General features: G+C 61.2%; 13 protein-coding genes. 5 read left to right on the top strand and 8 right to left on the bottom strand.

What is annotated here, in order from left to right; translation table 11 throughout:
* Window positions 1-124 precede the first annotated feature (124 nt).
* The gene (locus G5287_RS18000) at window positions 125-985 is read left to right on the top strand and encodes a PA4780 family RIO1-like protein kinase (protein WP_227342745.1); all 861 of its coding nucleotides are present in this window, start codon (window positions 125-127) and stop codon (window positions 983-985) included.
* A gap of 60 nt (window positions 986-1,045) precedes the next feature.
* On the opposite strand, the gene G5287_RS17995 is transcribed toward G5287_RS18000, so the two are convergent.
* The 3 genes from G5287_RS17995 to G5287_RS17985 form a co-directional block, all read right to left on the bottom strand.
* On the bottom strand, window positions 1,046-1,570 hold the full coding sequence (locus tag G5287_RS17995; RefSeq protein ID WP_421173192.1) for a GNAT family N-acetyltransferase: 525 nt from the start codon (window positions 1,568-1,570) through the stop codon (window positions 1,046-1,048).
* Window positions 1,567-2,805 (bottom strand): GGDEF domain-containing protein, encoded by a 1,239-nt coding sequence (locus G5287_RS17990; protein WP_421231662.1) that lies wholly within the window; start codon window positions 2,803-2,805, stop codon window positions 1,567-1,569. The genes G5287_RS17995 and G5287_RS17990 overlap by 4 nt, the downstream gene beginning before the upstream one ends.
* 208 nt (window positions 2,806-3,013) lie before the next feature.
* Window positions 3,014-3,505 carry a prolyl-tRNA synthetase associated domain-containing protein gene (locus G5287_RS17985; protein WP_219296630.1) on the bottom strand — a complete coding sequence of 164 codons (492 nt, stop codon included), beginning with the start codon at window positions 3,503-3,505 and terminating at the stop codon, window positions 3,014-3,016.
* Window positions 3,506-3,671: 166 nt separating this feature from the next.
* Here G5287_RS17985 and G5287_RS17980 point away from each other — a divergent pair, with 166 nt between their 5' ends.
* Both G5287_RS17980 and G5287_RS17975 read left to right on the top strand, forming a co-directional pair.
* On the top strand, window positions 3,672-6,098 hold the full coding sequence (locus tag G5287_RS17980; protein WP_421231661.1) for a DNA polymerase II: 2,427 nt from the start codon (window positions 3,672-3,674) through the stop codon (window positions 6,096-6,098).
* Window positions 6,099-6,172: 74 nt separating this feature from the next.
* Window positions 6,173-6,424 (top strand): DinI family protein, encoded by a 252-nt coding sequence (locus G5287_RS17975; RefSeq protein WP_421231660.1) that lies wholly within the window; start codon window positions 6,173-6,175, stop codon window positions 6,422-6,424.
* 156 nt (window positions 6,425-6,580) lie between these two features.
* On the opposite strand, the gene G5287_RS17970 is transcribed toward G5287_RS17975, so the two are convergent.
* The 5 genes from G5287_RS17970 to dcuC form a co-directional block, all read right to left on the bottom strand.
* Window positions 6,581-7,444, bottom strand: a complete 864-nt coding sequence (locus G5287_RS17970) for a DUF2927 domain-containing protein (protein ID WP_421231659.1) — start codon at window positions 7,442-7,444, stop codon at window positions 6,581-6,583.
* A gap of 26 nt (window positions 7,445-7,470) precedes the next feature.
* Window positions 7,471-7,974 carry a M48 family metallopeptidase gene (locus G5287_RS17965; protein ID WP_005333421.1) on the bottom strand — a complete coding sequence of 168 codons (504 nt, stop codon included), beginning with the start codon at window positions 7,972-7,974 and terminating at the stop codon, window positions 7,471-7,473.
* Window positions 7,975-8,119: 145 nt separating this feature from the next.
* Window positions 8,120-9,763 (bottom strand): hypothetical protein, encoded by a 1,644-nt coding sequence (locus G5287_RS17960; RefSeq protein WP_227342758.1) that lies wholly within the window; start codon window positions 9,761-9,763, stop codon window positions 8,120-8,122.
* 187 nt (window positions 9,764-9,950) lie between these two features.
* Window positions 9,951-11,597 (bottom strand): bifunctional metallophosphatase/5'-nucleotidase, encoded by a 1,647-nt coding sequence (locus G5287_RS17955; protein WP_227342759.1) that lies wholly within the window; start codon window positions 11,595-11,597, stop codon window positions 9,951-9,953.
* Between the two features lie 91 nt (window positions 11,598-11,688).
* Window positions 11,689-13,041: an anaerobic C4-dicarboxylate transporter DcuC gene (gene dcuC, locus G5287_RS17950; protein ID WP_227342761.1), complete on the bottom strand. Its 1,353-nt coding sequence runs from the start codon at window positions 13,039-13,041 to the stop codon at window positions 11,689-11,691.
* A gap of 195 nt (window positions 13,042-13,236) precedes the next feature.
* Between dcuC and G5287_RS17945 the strand changes: the two genes are divergently transcribed.
* Together G5287_RS17945 and G5287_RS17940 are read left to right on the top strand one after the other, a co-directional pair.
* Window positions 13,237-13,701, top strand: coding sequence for a hypothetical protein (locus G5287_RS17945; RefSeq protein WP_227342763.1), 465 nt, complete (start codon window positions 13,237-13,239; stop codon window positions 13,699-13,701).
* A 183-nt stretch (window positions 13,702-13,884) separates the two neighbouring features.
* On the top strand, window positions 13,885-14,481 hold the full coding sequence (locus tag G5287_RS17940) for a DUF922 domain-containing protein (protein ID WP_421231658.1): 597 nt from the start codon (window positions 13,885-13,887) through the stop codon (window positions 14,479-14,481).
* Window positions 14,482-14,504 lie beyond the last annotated feature (23 nt).

The following is a 14,504-nucleotide window of genomic DNA, read 5'->3' as shown; positions in this document are numbered from 1 at the left end:
TTAAGGCGAACAGGTGGACAAAAACAGCGCAAACAGGGGATAACAGGGTGTCTTATGAAAGGGAGAGGCAGGTGAGCGTGCGCGGAGCTATCTTCGAGAGCGGAAATAGGGTAAAAGGGCGGCCATGAAAATTCCAAATCGAATCCAACCTCTGGTTGATGACGGCCTGGTCGATGAGGTCGTCAGCCGGTTGATGAGCGGCAAAGAGGCCGACGTCTATGTGGTGCGCTGCGGCGACGAGATCCGCTGCGCCAAAGTCTATAAAGAGGCGTCCAAGCGCAGCTTCAAGCAGGCCGTGGTCTATCAGGAGGGGCGCAAGGTGCGTAACAGCCGCAGCGCTCGCGCCATGGAGAAGGGCTCCAAGTACGGCCGCAAACAGCATGAAGAGGTGTGGCAGAACACCGAGGTCGACGCCCTGTTCAAGTTGGCGGCGGCCGGTGTGCGGGTGCCGCAGCCCTATGTCTGCCTCGATGGCGTCCTCTTGATGGAACTTATCACCGATGAGGATGGCAATGTCGCGCCGCGCCTCAACGATGTGGCGCTTACCCCCGAGCAGGCGGTCATCGACCATGCCAAGGTGATCCGTTACGTGGTGCGGATGCTTTGCGCCGGTCTTATCCACGGCGATCTCTCCGAGTTCAACGTGCTGGTGGATGAACAGGGCCCGGTCATCATCGACCTGCCCCAGGTGGTGGATGCCGCCGCCAACAACCAGGCCAAGGCGATGCTGGAGCGGGACGTCAACAACATGCGCAACTACTACGGTATGTATGCCCCCGAGCTGCTCAAGACCCGTTATGCCCTGGAGATGTGGGCGCTGTTTGAAGATGGCAAACTCACCCCCGATAGCGAGCTGACCGGTCACTTTGAAGAGAGCCGCGCCGCCATCGATCTCGATTCGGTGCTGCAGGAGATTGAGAGCGCCGAGGAGGAGGCCTATGCCCGTCAGGCCCGGATGAAGGCGGAGCAGGAAGACAGCTACTAACGGTCTTGCCACGTTCGCAAAAAGAGCGCCTTCGGGGCGCTCTTTTTATTACTGCTGCGGCTATGGTCGGTTGGGGCTGGGGGCTAGCTGATACATCTCCAGCCAGTTGCGATCCCCCGGGTGGAAGCGCCGCCCCAGCAACACGCCCCCGGCGGCCGTAATGACCTTGCGGGAAGCCAGATTGTCTTGGTAACAGCTGATCAGCACCGGCGCTGCCAGCACCTGTTGTTGCACCCAGCGCAGCAGCACGGTCGCGGCCCCTTCGTCACGGCGACAGGGGCGGGTTTCGTAACCGATATGACCCAGCCACTGGCGGGTTGCCTCATTGTCACCGTGACGCAGTCGCAGGGTGGCGGTGATCTCCTCGCCATCGAGGGCAAAATAGGTGGTAGTCGGCAGGTATCCACTGGGCAAGTTGCGCCCTTCTGCGTGATCCAGCAGGCTCTGTAGCCAGCTGTCCGGGTCAAATTGTGCCACCTGATAGAGCGGCTGTCCGTCTTTGGCGCATTCGGTGACATAGCGCCAGTAAGCTGGGGCATCTGCCAGTCTGGCCGGTCGGCACTGCAGAGCGAGCACTGCGCTCATGACCGGAGCGCGCAGGGCTGCAGCGGTTGCGGCTCGTTGTGGTGGAGCTCCTGTACGCAGGCCCGTTGCCTTCCAGCCTGTTTGGCGGCGTAAAGGGCCTGATCCGCTCGCAGGTAGGCCGCTTCAAATCCCTCGTCAGGGTGCAGCGAGGTGAGGCCGATGCTGAGGCTGATGGGGCCACCGGCCAGCGACCGAGTGGCGTCTGCGACCCGCTGCTGCAGGGTCTGGCAGCAGGCCGGCAGCGTTTGCGAAGTCTCCATCACCAGCAGCGCCAGCTCGTCGCCGCCAAGGCGCCCGGCTAGCCCCGCCGTCAGCAGGCTCTCCCGGATCACCCGTCCCACCGCCCGCAGCATGGCGTCGCCAGCGGGATGACCGTGGCGGTCATTGATCTGCTTGAAGTTGTCCAGATCGATCAGCAGCAGCTGGCCGGGGCTAGCCATCTTGCGGGCACGCAGGGCCACCTGGTGTTCGAAATAGTGTCGGCTGTCCAGTCCGGTCAGGGCATCCAGGTTGGCGCGCCGCTCCAGCTCGCGCTGGGTGGCGAGCAGCGCCTGCTGCTGACGGGTGTGCACCAGGCTCAGTAAAATGAAGCTGCGTGCAATGGTAAAGAGCAGGCTGAGCAGGATCACCGGGCCGAGCAGGGGATCGGTGAGGCTAGAGGCGGCCGACTCCGGCCACCACTGATGCTTGGCCATCCTGATCAGTTGCAGGGCCAGTTGCAGCGCAAGCAGCAAGATGGCAAAGCGCAGCACCCGGTAGGCGGGGGCCAACCGCTGATAGCGCCAGAGCTGCCACAGCAGCAGGCACATTTGCAGCGAGATGGCCCCGGATAGCACCACGATCCGGCTGTGTATGTCATCCTGCGGTAGCTGTGTGGCGGTGACAGCGAATAGCAGGAAGCCGGCGAGGGCAAGGAGCGGGCAGAGCCAGCCGAAACGGTCGGCCTCGCGCCGGAAGAAGTGGCGCAGCCCCCGCTCATAGAGTAGCGGGGTGGCGATGATCAGCAGATTGGTAAGCAGGATATTGGCAAGGGAGATCTCTCCCGTAAGGGGTCGCAGCAGCAGGCAGCCAAAGGCGGCGGCGATGGCCAGTTCGCTGGCCGACCAGTAGAGCAGGGAGCGCAGCGGTCGCTGGGTATGCCACAGGTAGGCGAAAATGGCCGCGACCCCGATGTGCGACAGGCTGACGAACAGCACCAGACTCAGCAACTGGGCCGAGGAAAACAGACTCTGCATCAAGGGTTTGGGCTCTTCCTGCCGGGAACGGCGCAGCGACCTCAGGGCCGGGTGACTGGGCCGGATCACAGCATGAATTGCGCCGTTGAGCAATGGTTCAAGTGATCCGGGCACGATCGCGGCAACAACCGCCACAAGAGGGCTGCTGACTCGATTAATCAGGGGCGGGGCATGACGCCGGAGCGTTTATGCTTCCCACACTCTTGGGTCAGTCAATAATGACCGGCAGCCGCATGACGTTGGCCTCCCGACCGAGGTGGGCCAGCAGGCGGCGCACATCGTCGAGGCGGATGATCAGGGTAGCGGTGTTGACCAGCGGATGGCACTGCATCTGCTCGGCTTGCCAGATGGCCTCGTCCACCACCAGCTCTACCGCATTTTCCCTGTCGCGCACCATGGCGAGCAGGGTCACCGAGCCCGGGGTGAGGCCGAGTACCGCATCGAGCCGCTCGGGGGAGCCAAAGCTCAGCCGCTTGACGCCGAGCATGGCTGCCAGCGCCTTGAGATCGACCCGGCGCTCCTCCGGACTCACCACCAGAAACAGCCGCTCGCTTTTCGGGTCGCGTAAAAAGAGGTTCTTGGTCTTGGCGGCGGGCAGGTCGGGCAGCAGCTTGCTCGCCTCCTCACAGGTAAATACGGGGGGATGATCGACACGCTGGTAGGGGATAGCCAGCTGATCCAGCAGGGAATAGATTGCCACAAAGACTCCTTTTGTCGGCGAAGAGTGGTCAGAACGGGATGAGCGGGAATAACGACCGGATCGAGCTTACCAGTTTGACTCCCGCCTCGCAGCCAGCATGACGATTGCGAGTAGGCACTGTATGAACGTACAATAGTCCCATTCTCGGACAGCCCCTTTACGCTTCATGACTGCAACCCAGCCCACTGTACCCGCCACTCCGCCCCTCGACGGTTTTATCCTGACCCGCCACGGTCGGGACGTGCGCGGCCGCAACGGGCTGCCTGCAACCACCGAAATCGTGATGTGGCTCTGGAGCGCGCAGGGGCCGGTACGGGTGGTGGTGCCGGGGCAGGAGCCGGTGTTCTTTTTGCCGCAGAGCCATATGGCAGAAGCCGCCGAGCTGTTCAAGGGGGCCGGGGTGAGCGGGCGGTTTCGCCGCCTGCCGATGCACACCTTCGACGGTCGCCCGGTGGTGGGCTGCTATTTCGCCACCCTGAGCGCCTTTCACCGCGCCATCGAGCTGTTGCTTATTCGCGGACTTGAGCACTTCGAGGCGGATATCCGGCTGCCGGAGCGGTTTCTGATGGAGCGTTTCATCACCGCTGGCGTGCGCTTTGATGGCCGGGCGGTAAAAAAGGGGGGCAAGCAGGGCTACTGGGAGGTGAACGAGGCGCGCTGCGCGCCGCAGGCGGTGACGCCAACCCTCTCCTGGGTGTCACTGGATGTGGAGTGCGCCATGGACGGGGCCCTCTTCTCGGTCGGTCTTTACAGCGAGCAGGATGCGCGGGTCATCATGATCGGTACCTCGGGAGCGGATGCCGAGAGCTGGGGCACCCAGGTCCAGTGGGTAGAGGACGAGAGCGCCCTGCTGAGTGCGCTGGAGAGCTGGTTCAGCCTGCATGACCCCGATCTGGTCATCGGCTGGAACGTGGTTAATTTTGATTTTCGCCTGCTGCTACGCCGCGCCGAGCTTAACAAGCGGCGGCTGCGGCTCGGGCGGGGGCGCGAGCTCTGTTTCTGGCGCTCGTCACGGGGCGATCCCCAGACTGGCAACGTCATCATTCCCGGGCGCATGGTGCTCGACGGCATCGATACCCTGAAAAGCGCTACCTGGCAGTTTGCTAGCTACAGCCTGGATGCGGTGGCGAGCGAACTGCTTGGCCGTGGCAAGGATATCGAGGACGTGGCCAATCGGGGGGAGAAGATCACCGAACTGTTCCACTCCGACAAGGAGGCGCTGGCCCGCTACAACCTGGAAGATTGCAAGCTGGTGTGGGAAATCTTCGATTTCTGCCACCTCATCCCTTTTGCCATTGAACGCGCCTCCCTCACCGGCCTTGAGCTGGACAGGGTGGGGGGCTCGGTGGCGGCCTTTACCAACCTCTATCTGCCGCGGCTGCATCGTGGCGGCTACGTGGCCCCCAATTTGCCAGCCGACGGTGGGCTGGCGAGCCCCGGCGGCTATGTGATGGACTCCAAACCCGGTCTCTATCGTCATGTGCTGGTGCTCGATTTCAAGAGCCTCTATCCCAGCATCATCCGCACCTTCTGCATCGACCCCATGGGGCTCATCGAGGGGCTGCAGCATCCCGAGCACGCCATTCCGGGCTTTCGCGGCGCCATGTTCTCCCGCGAGCGGCACTTCTTGCCGGGTCTCATCGCTACCCTCTGGGCGGCGCGGGATCGGGCCAAGGCTGCCAGCAACAAGGCACTCTCCCAGGCCATCAAGATCATCATGAACTCCTTCTACGGGGTGCTGGGGTCGGGGGGCTGCCGTTTCTATGATCCGCGCCTAGCCTCGTCCATTACCCTGCGTGGCCACAGCATCATGCAGCAGACCCGCGAGTGGATTGAGGCGAAGGGGTTCGAGGTGATCTATGGTGACACCGATTCCACCTTTGTCCATCTGGGGCGCGAGACCAGCCCCGATGAGGCGGACGAGATCGGCCAGCGACTGGCGCAAATGATCAACGATAACTGGGCTGCACTGATCAGGTGCGAGTTCAACCTGCCGAGCTATCTGGAGATCCAGTACGAGACCCACTATCGCCGCTTCCTGATGCCCACCATTCGCGGGCTGGAGAAGGGCAGCAAGAAGCGCTATGCGGGGCTGGTTGGCAAGGCCAGTGAAGGGAGTGAACAGCTGGTGTTCAAGGGGCTCGAATCGGTGCGCACCGACTGGACCATGCTGGCCAAGCAGTTCCAGACCCGCCTCTATGAGCTGGTGTTTCACGATGAAGATCCCAGCGGTTATGTGCGCATCATGGTCGATGAGACCCGCGCCGGTCGTCACGACGATCTGCTTATCTACCGCAAACGGCTGCGCCAGAAGCTCGAAGAGTATCAGAAGAATGTGCCGCCCCATGTGCGGGCGGCGCGGCTGGCCGATGAGGAGAACCTGCGCCGCGGTCTGCCCCAGCGCTATCAGCATCGGGGCGCCATCGCCTATCTGATGACCCTCAATGGCCCAGAACCGCTGGAGTACCGGCGCAGCGCCATCGATTACGAACACTATATCGACAAGCAGTTGCGACCCATTGCCGACGCCATCCTGCCCTTTATCGGCGAGTCGTTCGACCGGATCTGCGGTCAGCAGCTGGATCTTTTCTGATTGGTGCAAGTTGGCACTTTACTTCCCATGAATACTGGATAAAAATACAGTTATAAATCATGGAGAAGTTTCCTATGCGTCTTGAAATCATCATTGACAGAAAACATCAGATCCCGACCTCGACCATGGAGGCGCTGCGTCAGGAGCTGCTCAAGCAGCTTGGCGAAAAATTCCCCGATATCTATGTGCGGGTCGCGCCGGGCAGCGCCATGGCTCTGACCGTCAGCTGTGCCAGCAAGGAAGACAAAGAGCTGGCCGAAGCCATGGTGCAGGAGGTGTGGGAGAACGCCGAGAGCTGGATGCCGGAAGAGAACGTCGCATCCTGATCCCCATGGTCAGTGGATAATTCTGGTGTTGGATAAATGGGCATGCCCGCTACTGATCCGTTGATCCTCGGACAACAAAAAACGCAGCTAGGTGGCTGCGTTTTTTGTTGGTGGTGAGTCGCAGTGGCTTGTCTGGCTCTGGGTTGAGCCATGCCGTTAGAGTCCCGCCCAGCTTTTCAGGCTCTGCTGCTGCACCCGGCGATTGGCTTCGCGGATCTCCCCTTTGGCGCGCAGGTCGGCCAGCGCAATGGGCAGTGCGGCGCGGATCTCGTCACTGCTCATTCCGGCTTTGAGGGCCGGGTGATAGGCCATCTTGAGCAGCACATAGTCCAGCCCGGTCAAAAAGCTGTCGATGCTGTTGTCATTGAAGATGGAGGGAAACACCTTGTCCGAATCGTTGGGCAGCCCCATCACCTGGGTGAACTCCTCCACCACACAGTCGAGAAAACGCCCCTTGGCTCTGCTGTAGTCTACCGGAATGATGATGGTGGCACGGCTGATCTCGTGTTTCGCATTGGTTGCGAAGTTGGCAAGGCAGAGCCCCTCCTTGAGCGCCATCTTGACCGATGGATCGCCCCCCATGGTGCGGTTGGCCCAGCTCTTCATCTTGCTGTAGTCGGTCATGATCAGGGTGAGGTTGGGCTTTGCGGCCACCATGCTGATGGGGTGGCCGGTGATGCGAGCCAGATGGGCCGCCTGTACCTTCACCACGTCGGCCTGCAGCGGCTTGTCACCCGATTCGTTGATAAGTTGCAGCCGGATCGGCTGCTGCCAGCGGGCAAAACGGGTCTGCCTGGCTTCGCCATACTCCCGCTCCATGGCGATGGCCATAAAGCTCTCGACCAGATAGCTGTCGCTCTGCCAGCGCTCATCGGCACGGGCGCTGTGGCCCGCGAGCAGAAGCAGCAGCGCCAGCAGCCCGCGTGACGCGCGGCGGGGATGGGCAGCGCGGCCCAAGCTGGCCATTACCAAAGTGGCAATAAAGCGGGTGGCACCAAAGGGGGTTGCGGCAAATGACATGTTTCCTCCCTGAAACGGTTGTCAGCCTAGCGGTTGGCCTTGTCGATATCGCGCCAGGTGAGCCAGAGCCTGAGATCAAACTCCAGTTGATGATAGTCCGGCTCCATGTGCTGGCAGAGCTGATAGAAGCTCTTGTTGTGATCCTTCTCTTTGATGTGGGCCAGCTCGTGCACCACGATCATTTTCAGGAACGGGGGCGGTGCCTCCTTGAACAGGGCGGCGATGCGGATCTCGTTCTTGGCCTTGAGCTTGCTGCCCTGCACCCGGCTGACGTAGGTGTGCAGGCCGAGGGCATCCTTGATCACGTTGATCTTGCCATCGAACACCACCTTTGACAGGGGCGCCGAGCTCTTGAGGTAGCGGTTCTTCAGCTCCATGGTGTAGGCGAGCAGCGCCTTGTCGCTCTGGATCTGGTGGCTCTCCGGATAGCGTTTGGCCAGCATCTCCCCCAGCTTGCCTGCCGCAATCAGCTGTTGTACCTGTGCCTTGAGGGGGTCGGGATAGCCGCCCAGATAAGTCAGTTCCGCCATGGTGTCACTCGTTACATCAAAAAGAGCGTCATTGTAGTTATCTCGGGCGGGCTTGCCTACTGCGGGCCGCTGCTGCAAGGGGGCTCTGGCGCAAGAAAAAGGGCGGCCATTGCAACAATGGCAGCCCTGCGGGGCGTATTGACGATCAGCGTCGGCGATAGAGACCCGGATCCACCTCTTCATAGTGGCTGGTCAGGTATTGATAGAAGGCGAGATGGGAAGGGGAGCTCGGCTTTTTCAGCTCCTCGCTCACCCGATCCGGCTTGGCGATGATGAACTTCGGGCTCTGGCGCTGGATATCGGCCAGCACCCGCTCGCGCACGTCATAGGGCGGATTGACGTTGGCAAAGAAGAGGTAGGCGGAAGCCGGCTGGCGATCGGTCCAGAGATAATATTGCGGCTGGATGCCATCGACCCAGATCTTGTCGCTCGGGACTGTCTCGGCCTTGATGCGATCAACCCGTACCTGAGCTGCCGGATTGAAAGGGCGACCTTTGAGGGTGCCTTCCCAGGCGTTGTTGATCATCAGCAGCAGCATGGCCAGCGTTGCCAGCCAGGGGGTGGCACTGCGCACATCCCAGGCGCGCCAGAGAGGGATGAGGATCAGCACCGGCAGCGCCCACAGCAGGCTGGTGCCGAGCACCTCGTTGACCCGTTCGAGGGACCACTCCTTGGTGCTCCAGCCAAAGGCGAGCTGCTGGGCCAGCAGCCAGCTGGCAGTGAGTACCACCAGCGAGATGCAGAGCAGGCCGATCGCATCAGCCTGTTGTTCGCTGCGATCCAGCAATACCGCCAGCGGCAGCACTGCCAGTTGCAGATAGAGCACGTCGTAGTGATCGAACACATGGCCGGAGACCGAGTTGGCGATCAGGGTAAACAGTACCCCAAACAGGGTCGCCAGCAGGGCGGGCAGATACCACTCCTGACGGCGGCTCAGCATCAGAATGATGAAGGCGGGTAGCAGCATGATAAGGCCGGTGCGCAGCAGGCCGACGGCGCCCACCATGGGGGAGAAGCCATTGCCGTAGCTCCCTTCGAAGAAGATGTCGAAGGCGTAGTATTTGAAGGCCGCCAGCAGATCATGCTGCTGGAAGTAGGCGTAAAGCGGGCCGCCAATCAGCGCCAGCCCCAGCAGGCTGGAGATGAGCAGCAGAATGGCGTCACGCCACTTCTCTTGCAGACACCAGTGGCAGAACAGCACCAGATACCAGGCCCCCCAGAAGGCGCCGTTGTTGGTGCGCATCCAGGCGACGATGGCGAAGGTGAGTGCCGCCACCAGTGCCGGCCACCAGCGAAATCCCTTGTCCAGCAGCAGGGTAATGAAGGCCCACTGGGCGATGAGGGCGAGGTGGAAGGTCCAGTCCTCAGTCATGTTGCCGTAGTAGTAACGGGTGCCGTAGAGAGCCAGCACCGCCAGCATGGCGCCGAGGCGTGCCTTGAACGAGAGTCCGAGCTGGGCAAAGGCCTGCCAGCTGGCCAGCAATCCGAGCCAGCAGAGCACCCACTCCAGTGTCCAGATCCCGACAAATCCCCCCATTCGATAGCCCAGCGCATCGAGGGCGAAGATCATCGGCCCCTTGATGTCGATCATGTCGCGATAGAGCACGCCACCTTCGCTCCACATCTTGCCCATCACCGCGAACAGCGAGGCATCAAAGCCTGGCGCCATGGTATGGAAGAGCGGGTTGCGCAGACAGAAGAGCAGCGCCAGCAGGGCGGTAAGCAGCACGATGGCTGGCTTGATACCCGGGTTGACGCGAGGGGGAGTGAAACGGATGGAGTGATTCATGAAGTCGCCTGTTCCTGCAGCTGGTCTTGAAAGCGGGCCTATCTTGCCGAGCTAGTGAGTGCGATGCAATGGGGCGGGCCCGTGTGGGGCAAATATTCTCGAAAAAGCCCGGTTCTTGCAGGGAACCGGGCGCTGGCTGCGGCAATATTGGCCGTCAGGGGATGTAGCAAGCCATCCCCCCTCTGCATCAACTGAGGTACTCAAGCAGGGGCGGCTGCGCTTCCAGTGTCGGCAGGTGACGGGCCCAGCGGATAAAGGCGTCGGCCAGGGTGATGCCGAGCTCCTGATTGTGCTGGGTCAGGGTACGCGCCAGTGCGGTGTAGCCCTCCTTGCCGGAGGCGGTATAGGCGCTCGACACTCCGCGATAGACCTGTTCGGCATTGACCGCTTGCCACTGGCCGGGGGCGGCTTCCCACTCCAGTCGGGTGATGCGCTGGCCCTTGGGCCGATCGGCCTGATAGGTGAATCGCACCCCCGCGGTGTAGGGGAAGCTGCCGTTGCCATTGCCGACCACGCCGTTGTTGGTGGCGTTGTCGATGGCATTCTCCAGTGCCTCCGCCAGCTCGTGACCGTGCACCCGATAGAGGGTGAGGGGAATGGCAAACGGCAGCAGGCGACCGGCGATATCCGCTTCGCTCAGGGGGCCCGGCTCCAGCGAGCAGCGCACGCCGCCAGCATTGTGCAGGGCAAAGTCCACCTCGCCTACCTGTTCACGGGCGGCGGTCAGCATGGCGCGGGCCACCAGCGGGGCGAGCTGGCTGCCGTGGGGCTGGGTGGCATCCGGCAGCCGCTGATGGGGAAGTGGCGCCGCCAGTCGGGTGACGATGCGCTGGCTCATGGTTTCAATCTCCGGCCGATAGCGTTTGGCCAGATGTTGTTCAAGCTGTGGGTCCGGCTCACAGAAGGTGAGCCCGACAGGTGGCGTGGAGGCGTACGGCCAGGGCTGCCAGGGGAGCCACTCCAGCTGACCCTGACTCTGCACGACGCGGCCCGCCTCATCGAAGGTGAGCTCGCAGACACCGAGGCAGAGGGCGCTGTGGCCAGCATGCAAAATAGCCACCCCGTTGTTCATCAGCGGATAACTGCCTTCGCTTGGCAGACCCAGCGGCGCGAGATCGCCGAGCAGGCTGTGGGTGTGGCCGCCGATGATGAGACTGAGCTCGGGGAAGCGTTCGGCCAGCAGCTTGTCCTGATCCAGCCCGAGGTGGCTCAGCAGCACGATATGCTGGATCCCTTCGCGCTTGATCTCCTGCAACACCCTGGTGAGGGTGTCGGCGACCGCGTGGAAACGGGTGTGGGGATCCGGGTTGGCGATGGCAGCCATCTGGGCGAGGGTGATGCCGAGCAGTGCAAAGGGAACCCCGTCGATCACCCGGCGATGCCAGGGCTGATGGGCGTCGTAGAGGTGGGGAATATCCCACAGCCCCAGCGGCGTGTCGGCTGGCTCCTGACTGTTGTCCAGATTGGCGGCCAGCACCGGAAAATCGAGCTGGCGCAAGAACTCCACCAGCGGGCCGTTGCCCAGATCGAACTCGTGGTTGCCAAGTACCATGGCATCGGGGGCCAGCATGGCGAGCAGGTCGGCGTTGGCGCGCCCTTTGAAGCGGTTGAAATAGAGCGAACCCTGAAAGGAGTCGCCACCGTGCAGAAATAGAAAACGCTGGCCGGCTGCTGCGGCTTTGGCACGCAGTTGGGTCAGTCGGGTCAGGATCCGGGCATAACCGCCGCACTGGGTGCGCCACTGGCCTTCACCGACAGGGGAGAAGCTCATGGGCGCGCCATCGAAGTGGGAGTGGCAATCACTGAAATGGGCAAGTTGAACCGTAATACTCATCTCGGTCCTCCTTAGGGGGAAAATGAGCACCGAGTCTACTGCAAAGGAGGGGGAGGATACCAGCCCGGCAGGGTGCCGGGCTGGTCAGCGATCAGGCGGGTACCATGATCTGGGTGGCGACGATCACCACCAGCAGGCCGACGGCGACCGGCATACTGGTGCGCTTGACCACCTCGAACGGCGAGAGCTTGCCCATCCCCGCACAGGCGACCACCACCCCGGAGACCGGAGAAATGGTGCGACCCAGGTTGGAGGCTTGCAGCATTGGGATCACCAGATAGGCCGGGTTGATGCCAAGGCTGCTGGCCAGGTTGGGGATCAACTCCACGAAGGCGTAGAAGGGAGCATTGCCCGAGCCGGTGGTGAAGGCGGCCAGGGTGGTGATCACCACCAGTGACAGCATCATGATCAGACCACCCGAACCGAGATCCTGCGCGTGAGCCAGCAGGGTGTCGATAAAGCCGACGGTCATCAGACCCTGGGCGAAGACACCGGCACCGACCAGCAGCATGACCACACCGGCAAAGGCATCAGCCATGTTGCGCCAGCAGACCTGCAGACCGTCCAGCAGCTCCTTGCCATTGCGGATCCGCACCAGCTCCAGCAGGCTGGCCAGCACCATGCACATGACGATGATGGTGACGATATCCAGCTGCGGACCCCATTTGCCGTCAAACACCAGCACTCCGATGATGGGGGTAAAAGGCAGGATGGCGTAAAAGGCAGGCGCAGTCGTCACCAGATCACCCGGGGCGACCGGCTCGTTGTGCTCACCGGATTTTTGATCAAGGTAGCGCTGCCAGAAGAAGTGGGTCACCGCCATGCAGGCGATCGCCACCAGCGAGATGGGCAGGGTCAGCTTGAAGGCAAAATCCAGCAGCGGCATGTTGGCGGCCTGAGCAGCCATCACCACGTCCCCTGAGGTCGGTGCCAGAATGATAGCGGCTGGCGAGGCGCACACGGCCGCAGCCGCGCCACGGGAGATCCCCATGTTGACCATCAGCGGGAACAGGGTGGCCATCAGCAGCACGCCGAGGCCGGTAGCGGAGCTCACCGCCAGCGACATGGCGCAGGCCACCAGATAGGCAGCCACAAGCAGGATATAGGGGGACTTGATGATGCCGAGCGGTTTGCTGGCCAGCTTGACCAGAATGGTGTTGGCGCCGATATGGCTCATGTAGCCGGCAAAGCCGCACAGCACCATGATCAGCATCCCCAGTCCACCGCCACGATCATTGAGCAGGAAGCGGACGTATTCGAAGATATCGGTTGCGATATAACCGGTGCTGACCACTTTGCTCGGCAGTACCGGCTTGCCCATCATGGCGGTGATGACCAGTAGCAGCAAGCCGCCGCTCAGCAGCACCCCGGTCGCGGAGTATCCTTTGAAAATGGCACGGCCCACCACCAGGGTGACCAGGGTGCCAACGATGAGTTCCAGCATATGTTGCCTTCTGATTGGATGAGAGTGGAGGGAGTCTATTCCGATAGGGGTAGAGTGGCGACTGGAAACAGGATGTTGTGTGAGCTAAATCAACGTTTAACCCCGTGAACAGAATTAAAGAAAGGTAAAGGTACTTTACCCAGCGGGTTTGGCTACCTACCCTTGCCAGCCTTGGTTGTCTTTTGAGGCTTTTATATGGCGATTGGTGATTTTTCAGGCATTAAACGCTCCCTTTTTCTGCTTGCGATGCTATTTTCACCTACTTGCGTGTTTGCAGTAACCAATGACGGTTTTCATCAAACCGGTCCTCATCAGGCGGTCGCCATGCGGCGTCTCATGGCTCCTCACTCTTACGGCGTACTGGTGGTTGCCGAGGGGAACAGACCCCGTTTTGCCGCGCTGGCATCCAAAACCACCGAAGCAAACTGCCTGGCCCGTCATGCCATCCGGGTAGATGGGGTCGCGCTGCTGGTCACCCCGAGATTTTATGCCAAAGAGGGAAAACGGGGACTTTGCGAGCTGTGGCTCAATGAGGGGGCAGATCAGGACTTTTTTGCCAACCGTCTTAAAAATGATCATTTCATTCAGATAGATGGTCATGACATCAATGTGAAAAACTATCACCTCGACTGGCAGCGCATCAGTCGTCCTGCTCAATAAAAATACAGTTTCATCCTTGTGCCATACTTTGCTCACGCAACCTGTGAGCTTGCTCTGATTTCTGGGCTCATCATTGTATTGCGCCGCCTCTTGGTCACACATAGGCTATACCCGTCATCTGTGTGGCGGTGGGTTTCACCAAGGTTGGTACTCCGCCCGTGCAATCAAGGAAGGTAGTCTGGCATGGTCAGCAAGGTTTATGGAGTAGTGGGGAGCGTGCTATTGCTGTTGCCCCTGATGAGTCAGGCTCAGCCGAGCCGGCCGCAAGTGGTGCCAGAGTCCCGCATCAATGTCCGTTTTTATGAGGTAAGTGATGCCCAGCCAGATCAACTGGCACGCGCCATTGCTCAGAGTGCCCCCAAGGTGAATGGCAAGCCTGTTCTCGGCAAGGCGAGTTATAAGGTGGACTGGCAGCTGGATACCGAGCAGTTGCCGGGACGCTGCCAGCTCAAACGGGTTACGGTAACGACTCATGCCACCGTATTGTTGCCCCGCTGGCGTCAGAGTTCGGAGGGGAGTGACCCTGCTCGCCAACGCTGGGGGCGGCTGCTCTCCAGCATGTTTGACTATGAATCCCGTTTCAAAGAGATGGTGCTGCAAGGCGGAAATCAGGTGGGCGGGGCGATTGCGGCACTACCAGGCCATGCAGATTGCCAGGCATTGCGCTATGCCGCCTGGGCTGCGGGCAGTGGCGAATTGAACAAGGTTAAGGCAAGGGTAGACGATTTCCAGCGTCAGACTGGTTACGGCGAGCAGCTGGGTGTGCACTGGCCCAAGTGAGCGCTATCTCAAGACGCAATATC

This window comes from Aeromonas sp. 603079, from assembly GCF_049172135.1.
Taxonomy (GTDB): Bacteria; Pseudomonadota; Gammaproteobacteria; order Enterobacterales; family Aeromonadaceae; genus Aeromonas; species Aeromonas veronii.
The sequence above is the reverse complement of the archived record's forward strand: the minus strand, read 5'-3'. Positions and strand labels throughout refer to the sequence as shown.